The 13,755-nt window shown below is 50.6% G+C and carries 13 protein-coding genes; 5 read left to right on the forward strand and 8 right to left on the reverse strand.

The window, feature by feature from the left end; genetic code table 11:
- Positions 1-242: 242 nt before the first annotated feature.
- Positions 243-1,016 (forward strand): response regulator transcription factor, encoded by a 774-nt coding sequence (locus tag IQ268_RS06230; protein WP_193876653.1) that lies wholly within the window; start codon positions 243-245, stop codon positions 1,014-1,016.
- A gap of 13 nt (positions 1,017-1,029) precedes the next feature.
- Here the strand turns inward: IQ268_RS06230 and IQ268_RS06235 are convergent, their stop codons facing one another.
- Both IQ268_RS06235 and IQ268_RS06240 read right to left on the reverse strand, forming a co-directional pair.
- Positions 1,030-1,788, reverse strand: coding sequence for an ATP-binding cassette domain-containing protein (locus IQ268_RS06235; protein WP_193876654.1), 759 nt, complete (start codon positions 1,786-1,788; stop codon positions 1,030-1,032).
- Between the two features lie 80 nt (positions 1,789-1,868).
- The gene (locus IQ268_RS06240) at positions 1,869-2,423 is read right to left on the reverse strand and encodes a hypothetical protein (RefSeq protein WP_193876893.1); all 555 of its coding nucleotides are present in this window, start codon (positions 2,421-2,423) and stop codon (positions 1,869-1,871) included.
- Between the two features lie 409 nt (positions 2,424-2,832).
- On the opposite strand from IQ268_RS06240, the gene IQ268_RS06245 reads away from it, so the two are divergent.
- A complete protein-coding gene (locus IQ268_RS06245) occupies positions 2,833-3,522 on the forward strand; it encodes a hypothetical protein (protein WP_193876656.1) in 690 nt (229 codons plus the stop codon).
- Positions 3,523-3,614: 92 nt separating this feature from the next.
- Here IQ268_RS06245 and IQ268_RS06250 read toward each other — a convergent pair whose 3' ends face one another.
- From IQ268_RS06250 to IQ268_RS06260, 3 genes are all read right to left on the reverse strand, one after another.
- Positions 3,615-4,508, reverse strand: coding sequence for a hypothetical protein (locus IQ268_RS06250; protein ID WP_193876658.1), 894 nt, complete (start codon positions 4,506-4,508; stop codon positions 3,615-3,617).
- Between the two features lie 354 nt (positions 4,509-4,862).
- Complete coding sequence (locus IQ268_RS06255; protein ID WP_193876660.1) at positions 4,863-5,300, reverse strand: DUF4079 domain-containing protein; 438 nt, start codon at positions 5,298-5,300, stop codon at positions 4,863-4,865.
- Positions 5,301-5,718: 418 nt separating this feature from the next.
- Positions 5,719-6,081: a DUF1830 domain-containing protein gene (locus tag IQ268_RS06260; RefSeq protein WP_193876662.1), complete on the reverse strand. Its 363-nt coding sequence runs from the start codon at positions 6,079-6,081 to the stop codon at positions 5,719-5,721.
- 473 nt (positions 6,082-6,554) lie between these two features.
- Between IQ268_RS06260 and IQ268_RS06265 the strand changes: the two genes are divergently transcribed.
- The 3 genes from IQ268_RS06265 (at position 6,555) to IQ268_RS06275 (ending at position 10,348) form a co-directional block, all read left to right on the forward strand.
- Positions 6,555-8,120: a photosystem II high light acclimation radical SAM protein gene (locus IQ268_RS06265; RefSeq protein ID WP_193876664.1), complete on the forward strand. Its 1,566-nt coding sequence runs from the start codon at positions 6,555-6,557 to the stop codon at positions 8,118-8,120.
- Positions 8,121-8,226: 106 nt separating this feature from the next.
- The gene (locus IQ268_RS06270; RefSeq protein WP_193876666.1) at positions 8,227-9,699 is read left to right on the forward strand and encodes a DICT sensory domain-containing protein; all 1,473 of its coding nucleotides are present in this window, start codon (positions 8,227-8,229) and stop codon (positions 9,697-9,699) included.
- A 7-nt stretch (positions 9,700-9,706) separates the two neighbouring features.
- Complete coding sequence (locus IQ268_RS06275; RefSeq protein ID WP_193876668.1) at positions 9,707-10,348, forward strand: pentapeptide repeat-containing protein; 642 nt, start codon at positions 9,707-9,709, stop codon at positions 10,346-10,348.
- A gap of 674 nt (positions 10,349-11,022) precedes the next feature.
- Here IQ268_RS06275 and IQ268_RS06280 read toward each other — a convergent pair.
- The 3 genes from IQ268_RS06280 to IQ268_RS06290 form a co-directional block, all read right to left on the reverse strand.
- The gene (locus IQ268_RS06280) at positions 11,023-11,778 is read right to left on the reverse strand and encodes a Uma2 family endonuclease (RefSeq protein ID WP_193876670.1); all 756 of its coding nucleotides are present in this window, start codon (positions 11,776-11,778) and stop codon (positions 11,023-11,025) included.
- Between the two features lie 188 nt (positions 11,779-11,966).
- Positions 11,967-12,572 (reverse strand): hypothetical protein, encoded by a 606-nt coding sequence (locus IQ268_RS06285; protein ID WP_193876671.1) that lies wholly within the window; start codon positions 12,570-12,572, stop codon positions 11,967-11,969.
- Positions 12,573-12,899: 327 nt separating this feature from the next.
- Entirely contained in the window at positions 12,900-13,385 is a 486-nt protein-coding gene (locus IQ268_RS06290; RefSeq protein ID WP_193876673.1) for an allophycocyanin subunit alpha-B, read from the reverse strand.
- Positions 13,386-13,755 lie beyond the last annotated feature (370 nt).

A 13,755-nucleotide genomic window follows, 5' to 3' on the forward strand; every position in this document is an offset into this window, starting at 1 on the left:
TATTGTAACTTCAACTGCATTCCTTTCCTCTCTAGCCTGGGATGTAGTTAATCATACGGTAAACTTTCTATGACGTAACGTTAAGAGAGGATGGGTTAACGATGAAGACTTCGTTGGGCGTTTTCCTCTCTTTTCAGTATTTATTCAGCAGATGATGCTGAGATGAAGTAACAGCAGTTACAAAACCATGACAAACGCTTCTGATAACCTTGTAGCGCGAACCTGAAACAAAGCGTAGCGCTGTGGGCTCTGTTTGTATTCAAATTGTTGAAGGAAATCCTCATTTGCGATCGCTCCTTGGCTGGCATTTGCAGCAAGTGGGCTATTGGGTTCACCAGTCGGCTGACCTGCATCAGGCGAGGGAGGTCTTTCAAGACCGCCAACCTGATCTGGTTATTCTAGACTCCGAATTACCCGATGGGGATGGATTAGAGTTTTGTCGCTGGCTCCAGCAGCAGCGGCAAGCGCTTGTTTTGATATTGTCGGCTCGAAATACTGAATCAGATATTGTTGCCGGGTTACGAGCGGGTGCAGATGACTATCTGACAAAGCCATTTGGGATGCAGGAGTTTTTAGCCAGGGTCGAGGCGCTAACCCGCCGTAGCCGATCGCTTAGCGCTCCAGTTTCGTTAGATTATGGCGATCTCAAGATTGATTTAGTACAGCGCCGAGTGTGTCTCAAAAGCGAATTTATTGATTTAACTCCGCAGGAATTTAGCCTGCTTTATGTTTTAGCTCAGGCGGGTGGCTTACCGTTAAGCCGAACGGAACTGCTGCGACGAGCCTGGCCGGATGCGATCGACAACCATCGCACTGTAGACACGCATGTTCTATCGCTGCGAAAGAAAATTGAAGTTGATCCTCGGCAACCGAGCCTGATTCAAACCGTGCGGAATGTGGGCTATCGCTTTAACGTAGAGATGTTAGGATCTGGGCCGCAGTCGGCGGCAACCGAGCCGCTTAACCATAAGAAGCGAACCGCTCGCCCACTGTCGAGAGTGGCAGAAGGACTCTAGCCTGACCACACGTTCATTCCATCCACTCTTCGGCTTCTTTTGCTTCTGCCGCAATCAATGCTTGCTTTAGCTCTGCCCAATCGGTTTGGTCGGCGGCGGTTTCTTGCACCAGCCGACCCTGTTCTAAATACAGCAGTCGGTTGCAAAACTGCTGGGCAATATCAAGCTGGTGATTGGCCATTAAAATAGTGAGCTGTTGCTGGGTGGCTAGCTGGGTCAACAGGTTGATTAGATTGTGGCCCCGACCTGCATCTAGCGCTGAAGTCGGCTCATCTAGCAGTAAGACATGGGGTTGAATCATTAGCGCCCGGGCGATCGCCACTAGCTGCCGCTGCCCAACCGAAAGCTGCATTTCGGTTCGATCCAGCCAATCTGTTGGGATATGTAGCTGTTCTGTCCAGGTGAGTAGCCGTTGCTGAATGGTTTGCTTGGTTTCGCCCCGCAGCACCAGAGGGTAAGCCAACGTGTCTCGCACGGTCATTCCCAGCAATTTAGATTCCTGGGGTACCAACGTCACCTGCTGCCGCAGTTGGATGACTGGAATGTGGCGAATGTCTTGCCCGTTTAGGTAAATATGCCCGTCGCTTAGCTCACTCAACCGATTGAGCAGTCGCAATAACGAGGTTTTACCGGAACCAGAAGGGCCAACTAGAGCAAGGCGATCGCCCCGAGCCACCTTGCATGAAACGTTCTGCAAAATGTAGCGGGGGCCGATCGCCGCTTTTAAGCCAACCTGTTCTAAATGCAAGCAAGGCGTTAGGGAATCGGGCAACGTCTTGTGTTCCTGAGAAAAAGCAGCGTCATTACTGTAGCAAACCAGGTACACCCATTAGGGATCTGAGGCATCTATCCTTACGGCATGTATCCCATTGCCATCGCTGACCAGATCGTCCAACCATCGATCATCAACAGCACCAGCGTAAACGCCAACAAGATTAGATACATCCACGGTTGGGACAATGGCCGAACATCGGTTGTGTCAATTCCAGTCCTGGCTTGTACCTGTCGCACCAGTTGGGCAAATCCAGCGACGCGCATCGGTAACAGGTAAGCTTCGCCATCGCTGCTAAGAAAGTAATAGACCAGCCCCCCCTGCCCGGTCGAGCGGGGCTTTAGCGCCTGGATCTTAGACCAGGGCAATGTCCATCCCTTGCGCCAGAAACGGGGCACCCAGTTGGGGTAGGTGACTTGAATGCCCTGCTCATCTAAAACAACCTGTTCGCTGAGAGCGGCATACAGCCCAATGCCTCCCAGGACAACCCCCACAAACAGCAGCGTTGGTGGTACTGGGGCATGGGTCACATGCGCCAACAGGGGCAACGGTAACGTCAACGCCACATACAACGTCAGCAGAGTGAGGCGAATTAATGGCGAAAGGTTAAACCGTTCGATTGCTATTTCGGGCATAGGAACCGATGGAAGCGGCGTAGGTTCTGAATGAAATGGGTTTGACGGTTGAGACACGGCGATCGCAGTTGCGGTTGTTTCATCTAATTTAAGCCAATTTTCCAGTCGGTGCTGGGAATCGATCGCTGCCCTCAAGCGATCCGCCAAAGCAAGCCGTAAACACGAACTTACAGCCATTTTCATTTGCATTCACCACACCCCAAACTCTACACCTCAACCCCATCCTGGCGAGACTGTGGCTGACTCGATTGAGAACTGCTGTAGTTAGATCTACCCTGAGACAGAGCGTTGTTTAGACGTTTTATGCCCGTTGCCAGTCGTTTAATTGGGTTTTGTCTAACTAGCCTGAAAGGACAACCCGTGTGAAAACGGTTGCACTGTATCTCTTGGGAATTTCTTAGGAGGCGCTATGCCACAACGCAAACTAGACAACAAAGCATACCTTGGTCTCATTGGTGCTGCCTGTAGCAGTCTTGTATTGGGGTTGCCTGCGGTCATTCAACCCGCAGCGGCACAAACTGAAACTCCACAGGCGGAGGCGTTTCGAAACCCGTGCCCTCAAATTTATTATGAAGAACCATTTAACACCAATACCTTAGTTCCTGCGGGCTGTGCCCCCAACAGCATTAGCAGCCAACTTGGTTTTGACCAAACAACCGTTCCCACTGGCGTAATCCTGGGCAATCCCGATGGCACGCCCAACACTGCGATCGGTGGTATTACTCCCGCAGAGTCCTATAGTCCGCTTCAAGCGCAGCCTCCCTTGCCCAGCGTTCAAGGTGCATCGATCGCCACTGTTTCACCCATTGCTGGTGCAGTCAATGTACGCCTGGTGAATACCACCAATGCAGCCATCACCTATGAGGTCATTGGCGACACTCAGCCCCGGATGCTGATGGGCGGGGAAGAAACCATGTTAACGAACCTATCTCTGCCAACGACGATTACTGCTGTTCGGCAGGATGGGGGCTTGCTTGATTTGAGTCCAAGCAGCTTCGAGCAAGGCATGTTGGAAATCTCCCTGGGCGAAAATACCAGCTTTGATGAGACGCAAGGCGTTCTTCAAATTCAAGGGGATGGCCAGGTCTTTGTGAACTAAAACTCTATGAATCACAAATCAAGCAGAAGGGGCGCTTCGGCAAGCGCCCCTTCTATCCCGAACACGGGGAGTGCAGTCTACCCGAGGTTTAGCTAATTGTTTCGAGAGACGGCTCGCGCCTGTTGGTCAACCGGATAAATTTCCCTGGCTATCAGGGTTGGTTGATTGGCATATTGCCGTTCTAGCTGTTCTTGCGTGCTTGAATCCCACGCCAGGTTGTAATCTCGCTGGATGGTGGATGGCACAAACGGGCGCAGTTCCCCGATCGCCGTTACCGCTTCACCCTGGGTCATCCGAGTATCTGGCGTTGCCCCTACTACTAGCATATTGCCATCCTCAAAGAGGCGACCGTTGCTTAGCGTAAAGGTATCGGGAGCCAGGATATCGGCGATTTCGCCTTCAATGATGATGCGACGACCGTAGAATGCGTCTGGATTGTCGCGCAGTGCTGCTGCATCTGGAGCGAGCGCCAGCGAGTTTGCTACAATGACGGGCTGATCTTCAAACTGTGCAAACAGCGTTGGATCGAGAGCCTGGTCATACTCTCGCTGTATTCCTCTAACCGTAAACTGACGGACATCACCCGTCACCTGCACTGGTGCGATCGGATTCTGCGATAGCTCAGGCAGTTCGAAGGGTTGACCTGTGTTGTTAAATACCAGCACTTCTCGGCCATTGAACAAGTTGCTGGTCATAACGAATGCATTTTCGCCAATCCGTTCGCCAGCGTTGCCTCTAGTCGTCACCCGTTGTCCAATCAGGTCTTGCGAACCGCCGATGGTGGTCTCGGTTCCAGTGGTGCCAAACTCATCCTGCTCGATTGGCTGTCTGGCGCTGTTGTCATTGTCAACATTGAAGCGGCTGACTCCTGATTCAAGCGCATTGCAGGACGATAATAGCAGTGTTGCTGTCAGAGCGATCGCGCCAAAGCGACTCTGCCGATTGGCAGCAAGGAAACCACGCTGGAGTTGGTAGATTGTTTTCATGGAAGTTTCCTCAACATGTACCGGGCACCCAAGGGGAACATTAAGTTACAGGCGAACCAAGTCTACACCTGAGTGTGTAACCATGCGCCAGACGTTTGCTTTCAATTGCTTTCAATGTAGTCGGAATCGGATGGCTGCTGTCTCCTTCTACAGAGGAAAATCGTCTCTTTCCAGAAGCGGATCTTTGAAGCTATTCCCCTCTTATTTCAACAGTGCCATACCTCATTAGAGGTGGACACGACCCTGTGACGCTTGCTAAGCTGCCCAGGCACTGGGCAACCGTGACCCAGGTTAGTCACCTGGGGTAGAGGCTGGCAAACTCGCCAATTTCACTTCAGTCTGCTTGGAAATTTGTCAGGGCAAATATTTTTGGACAACGCTCCAGCCAGTCAACGACACCGCTATGAAGCCAAACAGCAAGGTGAGGTTGATACTTAAATGAAGCGATCGCGCCCACGGTCGGCTGGGGCTAATTTGGGTGGAACTCCAGGCTGAAACCAAAGTCAGGCCAACCACCGCCAGGCCAATGGGTAGATGAGCAGAGTGTCCTAAGCTGCCGTAATGCCCTACGGTTCCCACTAAGCCGATCGCCAACAGCAGCAGCACCAATGCAACCAGTGTGCCCCCAATAGTGTAGTGCAGGGGGCGCAACCACGCCGGACGAGGTTCGCTGTTCGATCGGCCATACAGTAGCCAACCGCCAGTGATGGCCAGCAGCAGATAAGCCAGCAATGATAGACCCATTGACCAGGCTGCGATCCGCCAAAGCCACAGGAAGGAAGGAAGATTCAAAAGCACCAACGCTTAAACAACAGTCTTTATTATTGCTTGAGTTGAACTAACCCAACATCAAACATGGGATGGATTAGCCAATCCTCTTGTTCGTTTCAGCGGCCAGGTTGGGAGCGATCGCGGCACCCCACCCGTTTCTCCAATAGACGTACTCTTTTTCACAAAACCTGCTACACCGATAACGGCCAGAGTTGCCGCATGTCTTCACACCAACTTGTAAATTGCACCGAAGGTGTACTGTCCGGTCGGCTAAATTTTATAGTTTATAGATTGGACGATCGTATGAATCAAATGATGGATCACCCCGATTGAGGTCGCCTTGAATCCGAGTGAGTCATGGCGGCAAGCAACACACGACTTTATGAGCTAAATCACCGCTGTTCGAATTTTACGCCTGTCATTGCCTTATTCAATTGCCTTATTCAACAGAGGATGCTGCCAGCGATTCGTGGGTGAGCTTGTTATGGTGAAACTCATCGACGGCAGTGCTAGACGCGTCAACCAATGTGCTTTCGTCTTTGGTTTCCTCTGCAACACAGAGGCGATCGCATGGAATCCGATCGGATAAGATAGCGCTGGCCATCATTCCGGTATGAATTTCTAAGTAAGCATCCGGCACCGCTTCAAAAATGAGCCGCTGCCCTGGAAACACGACACGCTCAAAATACCAATTTGGTACATTGGTAATCCGAGCAATTTGAATCTTGCTCGTAGCGTTTACATAACAGCAGAGTGCTTTGTCGGCTGCATTAGATGGTACGGGATCAATAATTTGAGCCATAGCAGTAGAGGAGTGTTACATCATCGTTGGGGTACTCGAACCGTAACACTCTGTGATCCCTGATAGCTGTAAACCCGACTACCAACCCTGCTGTAGGCAATGAGAAATTGGGCAACCCAACTGAGGCCAGGCCGTCTAATTTGGCAAATCTTGCCCGGTATTTATGATAATTGAGAGAAAAGCTGCCGTAGTGATGGAACGGCTCAAACTTTCTCAAACTAAAACAACCATACTCCCTCAGCGGCACCAATTTGAAGGACTCAAAAAACTTCCATGCAGGCAAAGAGAGTCAATGGTATCGTGAAGTTATATGAAACTGATTTCAGAATCCTATCAGATATCGTCGATCGCGTGAAGGTGGACGAGATCACGTTTCGTGAACTGTAATTCATCTGGCTGACGCTTAGTATCCCTCCTTAAATCCCATTCGATGACGTTGCAGGCTCGGAAGTCACAACATAGATTAGGTTCCAATGGAAAATCGTATTCTTTACGTTCGTTTGCCTTGTAATCCAATTTTTCCAATTGGAGTAGTATATTTAGCCGATCACGTCCACAAGTGCTTTCCCACGATCGAACAGCGCATTTTTGATTTGGGAGCCGTGCCGCCGCTCGATTTCTCCGCAGCGCTCGATCGGTGCATTGATCAGTTTCGCCCAACCATTTTGGTATTTTCCTGGCGCGACATTCAAATCTATGCTCCTGTGGGCGGGCGAGGCGGTAATCCGCTCCAGAATGCGTTCGAATTCTACTATGCTCGCAACCCTTTCACTAAGATGAGAGGTGCTGTTGGCGCTCTGCGAATGGCTACCAACTACTATGCAGAGCTGTGGCGCAACCTTGGTTTGATTAAGCGCGGCTTGAAACGAGCACAACGCTACAACCCCGGTGCTCGTATGATCATCGGCGGTGGCGCGGTGAGTGTCTTCTACGAACAGCTAGGCAGTATGGTGCCTCAAGGAACCATCATTTCGGTGGGGGAAGGAGAGGTACTGCTAGAACGGTTGCTGCAAAACCAGCCCTTTGCCGACCAGCGTTGCTACATTGCCGGAGAGACAGAACCGCGCGATCGCATGATTCACGAGTTTCCGACGCAAATCGAGAAAACCGCGTGCAACTACGATTACATCGCCAGCATCTGGGCAGATTTTGAGTATTATCTGCAAGCGCAAGACTTTTATATTGGCGTTCAAACCAAACGCGGCTGTCCACACAACTGCTGCTACTGCGTTTATACCGTGGTTGAAGGCAAGCAGGTGCGAATCAATCCCGCCGATGAAGTCGTTGCAGAAATGCGCCAACTTTACGACCGTGGGGTTCGCAACTTCTGGTTTACCGATGCCCAATTTATCCCGGCACGGCGGTTTATCGATGATGCGATCGAACTGCTGCAAAAAATCCTCGCCGCTGGCATGACCGACATTCATTGGGCTGCCTACATTCGAGCCGATAACCTAACGCCCGAACTGTGTCACCTGATGGTGCAAACGGGCATGAACTACTTTGAAATTGGCATTACCAGCGGTTCGCAGGAACTTGTTCGTAAAATGCGAATGGGCTATAACCTTCGTACCGTGCTGCAAAACTGCCGCGATCTCAAATCAGCCGGTTTCAACGATTTGGTTTCGGTCAACTACTCGTTTAATGTCATTGATGAGCGACCTGAAACGATTCGGCAAACGATCGCCTACCACCGTGAACTGGAGCGCATCTTTGGGGCAGACAAGGTAGAACCCGCTATCTTCTTTATTGGTCTACAGCCGCATACTCATTTGGAGGCGTATGCGTTTGAAAACCAGGTGCTGAAGCCGGGATATAACCCAATGAGTGTTATGCCCTGGACAGCGAAGAAGCTCCTGTGGAACCCCGAGCCGCTGGGGTCATTCTTTGGAGAGGTCTGCCTGCAAGCGTGGCAGCAAAACCCCAACGATTTTGGCCGGGAAGTCATGGCCATTTTAGAACAGCGCCTTGGTGTGGCTGATCTAGAAGAAGCGCTGACGGCTCCCATTACTCCAAAACGCGAGTTGGCTGCTGTCTAGCGAGTTGCAATGACGGGTTCTCTATTTTTCATCTTTTCATCTCGATTTTAATGTTGTGGCGATCGCCGCCTGACCAATCCTGGAGTTTGTAAGCATATCCATCGGCATGTTAAAAGGCTCAATTTTACAAAAACTAAGAGACGCCCATCGTCCGGAGTACTCGGCTCAGCGACCGCTTAATTTTGGCGTGTATTACAAAAACACGCTGGTTGCTCTATGCCATGCGCTCGAAGATTCGATTTTAACCAACGACTATTCGCCACTGGTGATTACTGCCTTTCAACAAGGAAAGTGGTATTTGCAGGAAGCCGATCGCTACAGTGACATTGCCGAGCAGTCGCAGCAGATTGTAATTATGGCTGGAGGGGATGCGGGGTTTGCTGACCACGCGACCAGCCAGCGATCGAATGTGGCGTTGGTTAGTTTAAATAGCGACGATCCGGTTGCTCAAGAGTGGCATCTAATCATTTTGTCGCCCAACTACACAGCGATGGTGCTGTGTCAGGAACTAACCGAGGAAGACTACGGTGCGGCTGGGATGCCTGATACCGATCTGGAGCGGAAGTTCTACGGGTTTTGGACATTTGAGCCAACACTCATTTTGGAAACGGCGCAACTGGCGATCGAACATGTGGGTCGTTACAATCCAGAATTGCAGCAAACGCTTCAGGCTCAGGTTCAGGCCATCCAGGCTCAAAGCTCACCGGAGCCGCCGCCGATTGTCGATCGCTTAAGCGACATTGTGGCTAGAGTTGTGGATTATCTTCACTCTAGCCAGCAAGAATTGACCCACAACGCCGATTACACGACTGGGGCGCGTCATTTAGACAACAATCTAATTTCTAACGAGCTACAGGCGTTTTTACGCGTTGCTCAATTGCTGGATCAAACTGATTTAAGTAACCCAATGGCTGCTGCCGAAGTGGCAACGCTGGCTGAAACCCTGGGGCAACTGTTGGATTTACCCGCATGGCAGCTCAACCGACTACGATTAGCGGGCTTACTCCACCGTCTGGCCTTTTTAGAAGGAATAGAAGAGACGGGCATGTTTTTGAATACAGGCTCGTCTCCCCGGTATCAAGACGAGGCTCCTAGTTTGCCCCTTACCTGTCCCTTGGTGCCAGGAACGCAGGTTTTACGAAAAATGCCTCGTTTACGGGCGATCGCCACAATCCTGACGCACCAGGCCGAATGGTGGAATGGGGCTGGTAAACCTGCCGGGTTATCGGGTGATGAGATTCCAATCGAGTCAAGAATTCTGGGCCTGGTGGCTTACTTTCAAATGCAGTTTGCTCAGCATCGGGCACAGCAAACCCACGCTGCGGTTTCTAATGAGACGAATCCACTGGTTGCCGCACTCACCGCCTGCCAACAGCAACAGGGCGATCGCTGGGATCCAAAATTAGTGGATACGCTAGCGCTGTTAGTTAGTGGACTCCAGCAAGGGCTTGACCTGTCTGTCGCGTTACCCAAAATCGCGGCTGGAATCTGGTTGTTGGACTCTCATTCGGAAGACGATTTGCTTAGCCTGTATCGGGAAGTAGACTTTTCTACATCGACAAGCACTCCAGTAAGCTGAAACACGTATGGATATTGAAGCAATTCGTTTAGGGAAGCTAAAAGACTTAGCAGGCGCAGATCTAGAGGACGAAGATTTCTCTAATACCGACTTAAGCAAGGTGAACCTAGCTGGAGCCAACCTGGTGGGTGCCAACTTGAACCAGGCAAACCTGAACGGTGCCCGGTTGGATGGTGCCAACATGGCTGGGAGCGACTGTAGCAGAGCCAACTTGCGTGCCCACCTGATGGGCACTAATTTGATGCAGGTGGATCTAACCGAAGCCGACCTGCGCGGCAGCAACTTGCGCGGAGCTAACTTGATGCAGGCACGGTTGCGCCACACGGCACTGGCAGGTGCGTTTCTCAGCGGCGCGAACCTGATGGGGGTAAACCTGGAGGGCGTTGATTTGCGCGGAGCCGACCTGCGCGGCAGCAACTTAAGCAACGCCAATCTTAAAGGGGCAAACCTGAGTGAAGCCGATTTGCAGGGCGCAACTCTAAGCGAAACCAACCTTGAAGAAGCAGACTTACGAGGAGCCAACCTATCAGGGGCGAATTTAACCCGCGCCAACTTACTCTGTGCCGAGTTAGAGGATACCAATGTGACGGGGGCGACTTTGACGGGTGCCTGCCTGATAGGAACGATTCTGGCAGATTTGGATAAGTAGCAGAGCAGGGCTTAGTTGAACCCAGCCAGCACCAGCACGACTCCACCGACTAGCGCCAGGATAGCGAGTACAAATCCGGCGTTGGGACTGCCCTTCCAGGAATAGTTCTTGTCTTTCATTCGGTTAACCTAAACGATTGATAACTAGTCTGATTGTGACACCTGACGCATATCAGGTAAATCTGCCTCTGGTGGTTTTTAGCTGTGATCAAGATCACGCCCCAACATGATCAAAGTCCTAAGCATTGGCACCTTACTCATCCATACTTAAAAAGACTCAACTCTAGCCGAGTCATCAACAGGGAACACACGACTTGCCGACAAATTCCATCTGGAATCTGTCGGTTTTTTGTTTCTAGACCGCGACTGACTACGGTTCACCTATCCTGGTAGCTCGGTGCAGATGCCGCTAACACTTCTGTTTGTTGCTGGCTCTGGTACAGGCTTTCGGGCGATCGCACATCCACATTACTTCATCCACCTGAGCAGCCACCTGAGTAACAATGCGGTTTGCTCAGCAGTAAACCAAAGATTCTCTTTCACTCAGCAACGCTGCACAACTCCACTGCAAACTGAGCCATCGCACGGGACGACAGAACTCCGCTGGATTTCCGGCACCCTAAAAGACTTTGATGCCATAGATGAATTCGGTACTCAACGCCAGCTTGCAATTGCTTATCCCAATTGCTCAGGGTCAATCCCCAACTCTCTGAGTTTCGCTGCCAGGGACTCTGCTCGTTGGTGTTCCTGTTCTGCCCGCTGGCGTTCCTGCTCTGCCTGCTCTGCGCTCCATAGAAGTAAATGTCCAGACGCATCCCACCAGCGCAACCAGTTCATGGTTTGCCCTAGACGCTCTCCTTGCCAAATCCCCAGCCACAGATCTAGCTCTGGAATCCGTATTCGTCCTTCAGAGTCAGCAGATTGCACAACATAGCGTCCTTCTTGCAGACATCGTACTTCTAATTCGGGTTCGTAGGGGTCGAAGGTAACGTAAGTAGGAACTTGCAGAATGTGTTCATAGAAATAAAGCTTGCCGTAGGGTGGCGTGGAACGGACAGACAGTTCGCCGCCATCTTCTTCCGACAAAAACTCCATCACTACTGCCACTGGATCACCCCCTAAGTTGGGGGTATAGCTTCGACGAATCACCCCTTCCGCAACTGGATTCACACGGGGAACATAGAGCCAATCGGGAGCTTTAACGACAATCTTTTTGTTAACAGTGGCAACCAGCCCAAAGTTGGAGACGATCAGCATCTCTGGTTGAATTCGTTGGTTTGCGCCCAGTGCGTCGGTGAGGGCAGCAGCGAGGAGCGGTTGTTGAAAATTTTCCACCGGATCGTCAGGTAGTTTAAAGTCGGCAGGAAGGGCTTCCCAGGTAACGATTGGGGTTGACTGAGCAGAGGGATTGTGTGTGGCTTGTAGCACCATCAGCTTGCCCCTTAACTAGCGAGTCAGTACAAATAGATTAGTACATTTGTTGCCGCTTCAAGTATACCAATCCGGCTGATGGTTAATTTCGCGAAATTTTAAGCCAGCCCAACTGTTAACCAACACGACCCTGTGGTTCAAGGCGGTTCAACGGGCGTAGGGATTACCAACCTCCCAAACTCCAGACATTAGCGCATGGCACCCATCGTATTTTTCCAGGACAGCTCCTTGCAGAGAATATCCAATGCTCTTCGATCGGCCTCTGGAAATAGATTGCTATCGGCCAGTTCTCTAAGGACTTGCTGGGTGAGTTGAGCGGCAAACGCGCCGCCGAAGCGCAGTAAGTGGCTGTAGTAACAAAACTGAGGTCGGTCGTTAGCGTTGAGATGAAAGCGATAAATTTCGGTCTGGCTCATGCGATAGACCACCGTATCGACGGGAACCACCACACGGGGAATACCGTGCGTGCCGTATGTGCGATCGCCCTCTGCTGCAATCGAACCAATTAGAACCACGCCCAGCAGCGTGCGCGTATCTGTAATTAGATCAGGGGTAAATAGCGGGTCTGGACTACTCGACAACCGAGGCCCGTTATTGAGAAACATGGGATTAAACAACTGCGAATTGTAAATCACCCCAACGGCCCAATGGTGTCCTTTGGGTTTCTCTAGCTTCACAAAACAGCCAAATCCATAGTCGTCAGACGTAGGCGGATTCGTTACCTCGATCTCATCGTCTAGCTGCACTACATAATCACAATGAGAGTTAGATTTAACTACCTTACCTAGCCGCATGACCGTCTCCTTCAGAACCAAAAACACCAGGGGATGAGGAACCAATCACCATCAAAGCTTAGAGCTTCAAACCGGGCAGTACAAATTTACTGAGTGTGACTTAATCTATCACCTTACAGCGATTTGCACCTCTGTTCCCCACTCATCCTCCTAAAACACATCCCCACGCATTGCCAAAACTCTGGCCGCAAATCAGCCAATAGTCTTTGCAAAACGTGGGGATTGAAATGATTCTATAAATCGACTTGAAATACTAAAACAGGATGCAAGAAAGCTCAAGGCTTAGAGCCATTCTTCTTTCCCGAAAACAGAGGTGGGTAGCTAGAGCTACGACATGGCTTGAATAATGTAATCGAAATAAGGTGCTGCTTCAGCCGCGTCGGTATCGCTTAGCAACCCAAGAGAGGCTTTTTTCAAACACCGAATTGACTCGGCCATGCCAGGAACCGGAACTCCGAGGGAGTTGTACATTTCCCGAACACCAACCAAACCGATTTTTTCGATTGGCTCTTTGCCGCCAGCTAACACGCCATAGGTAATTAAGCGTAAGTACCAGCCGTAGTCGCGCAGACAGAGCGCACGTTGGCGATCGCCATACGCGTTGCCGCCTGGAGCAATAAAGTCAGGACGCTTTTGCCACAGTTGCTTGCTCGCTTCTTGTACAATTTTTTTCTCATTGTCAGCCAGCGTGGATGCAATCCGCAACCGCTGCTCACCTGTTTGCAAAAAGCCTTTGATACTTTCTAACTCACCGCTAGTCGGATAGCGGAGTTCGTCATCAGCATTGAGAATAACTTGGCTAACTACACTCATAACGCAGGAATATTTATCGGGATGATTCAGCTATCGCTCGTATTTTAACGGCATTAGGGTACTGAGAGAAAGGTTAAGAGCTATGTAGAATTTTAAGATTTAAGTTTTGAGCGGTGAGTCGTGCAGAGATACTAGATTCTTCAACCTGTTTGGTTAAATTTGCTTCCACAACGTTCACAATTGCTTACAAAACACCACCAAACCACCACCGACATAGGGGCGATTTCTGTCTGTTCAGTCTGTCTGTGAATAAGCCGTTACCGGGAAACAGACTGAATTATTTAAGACAGTGTTGATTACCATCCCCCATTCTTCCTCACTTTCTCTATGATCGATCTACACTGCCAAACTTAGGAAGATTCCGTGCCTA

The sequence above is a fragment of the Oculatella sp. LEGE 06141 genome, assembly GCF_015207605.1.
Lineage (GTDB): Bacteria > Cyanobacteriota > Cyanobacteriia > Elainellales > Elainellaceae > Oculatella.